This window comes from Aliivibrio sp. 1S128 (genome assembly GCF_001691065.1).
Taxonomy (GTDB): domain Bacteria; phylum Pseudomonadota; class Gammaproteobacteria; order Enterobacterales; family Vibrionaceae; genus Aliivibrio.
Genome location: NZ_MAJV01000145.1, coordinates 1,911 through 3,085, shown reverse-complemented (window position 1 = coordinate 3,085; position 1,175 = coordinate 1,911). Strand labels below are relative to the sequence as shown.

The 1,175-nt window shown below is 35.4% G+C and carries 2 protein-coding genes; both read left to right on the top strand.

What is annotated here, in order from left to right; genetic code table 11:
• The first annotated feature begins 98 nt into the window (after positions 1-98).
• Complete coding sequence (locus A6E03_RS18235; RefSeq protein WP_255310668.1) at positions 99-554, top strand: YhfG family protein; 456 nt, start codon at positions 99-101, stop codon at positions 552-554.
• Entirely contained in the window at positions 547-1,149 is a 603-nt protein-coding gene (locus tag A6E03_RS18230; RefSeq protein ID WP_065601459.1) for a putative adenosine monophosphate-protein transferase Fic, read from the top strand. The genes A6E03_RS18235 and A6E03_RS18230 overlap by 8 nt, the downstream gene beginning before the upstream one ends.
• Positions 1,150-1,175 lie beyond the last annotated feature (26 nt).

The window sequence follows — 1,175 nt, the reverse complement described above, 5'->3', positions numbered from 1 at the left end:
CGTTAACTGCTTCTTTGTTAATTTAGCTTTCAAATATGGTAATCATTCACTTTGAGTAGTAGACTAATACTATTTCCGCATAAATGTGCGAGGTAAGCATGAAGTACGAATTATTGGTTTTAGCTGCAATGACACGATTAGAATCTCCAAATACTCAAGCTATCGTGGCTGCAACTGGGATTTCTGAACGTAAAGTACAATCCGTAGTTAATTCATTAGTTGAAAATTTAGGCTTAAACATTCAAAGAGAGCGCCAGGGCCGAACCTTCCGTTTTTCTATTAATAGCTGGGGTGTTTTTGAAACAGGGAAAACGATCCAGTCTCAACTTAATGATATTGATTTAGTTATGCCAAGTAATTCAATGCTTTCTTCTTACGAAGAAAAGCATGCCTATTTCGAGCAAGTTAAAATGGATAACTTTAAAGAAAGTATGCGTTTAGAGGGGCATGATGTTGCTAGTAATTTCGATTTATCACTCAACAGAGAGCAACAACGTCAAATTTTGTTAAACAAATACTCAAACGTAAATTCGTTAGAGGCGCTCAATGGCTGATAAATATGGAACAACACAAGATCCTTATACTTACGAAAATAGTACGGTTCTTGTTAATAAGCTCAATATCAACAATGAAGAGGTATTAGAGGCAGCAGAACGTGATTTAACAACGTTAGCTGCAATGTATGTAGAGTTTCAATTGCCTCCTTACGATTTCCGCTATCTGCGTTCAATTCATCATGTGTTATTCTCCGATCTATTTGAATGGGCTGGCGAGTTAAGAACGATTGATATTTCAAAGGGAAATACACGTTTCTGTAATGTAGCTAGGATTGAAAAAGAAGCAAATAATCTATTTTCAATGTTAGAAAAAGATAAGTATTTAGTAGATCTACCATACGATGAATTTCTTACTAAATTAGCTGAGTATTATTGCGATATTAATGTTTTACATCCATTCCGTGAAGGAAATGGTCGTGCCCAACGTTTGTTGTTTGAGCATATTGCAATCAACTGTGGTTACAATATTAATTTTTCTGGTATTACTTCTGAGCAGTGGGTAGCCGCAAATATCCATGGTTATCATTGTAATTATGTGCCAATGAAAGAGCTGTTTTCTGTTTGTGTAACTAAAGCTGAAAAGCGCAGTTAACAAATGCATCAACACGATTTGCTACA

Bases quoted from the DNA above. Each gene is read 5' to 3' on its own strand.
- A6E03_RS18230 (WP_065601459.1), top strand. From the start codon at position 547: ATGGCTGATAAATATGGAACAACACAAGATCCTTATACTTACGAAAAT.
- A6E03_RS18235 (WP_255310668.1), top strand. From the start codon at position 99: ATGAAGTACGAATTATTGGTTTTAGCTGCAATGACACGATTAGAATCT.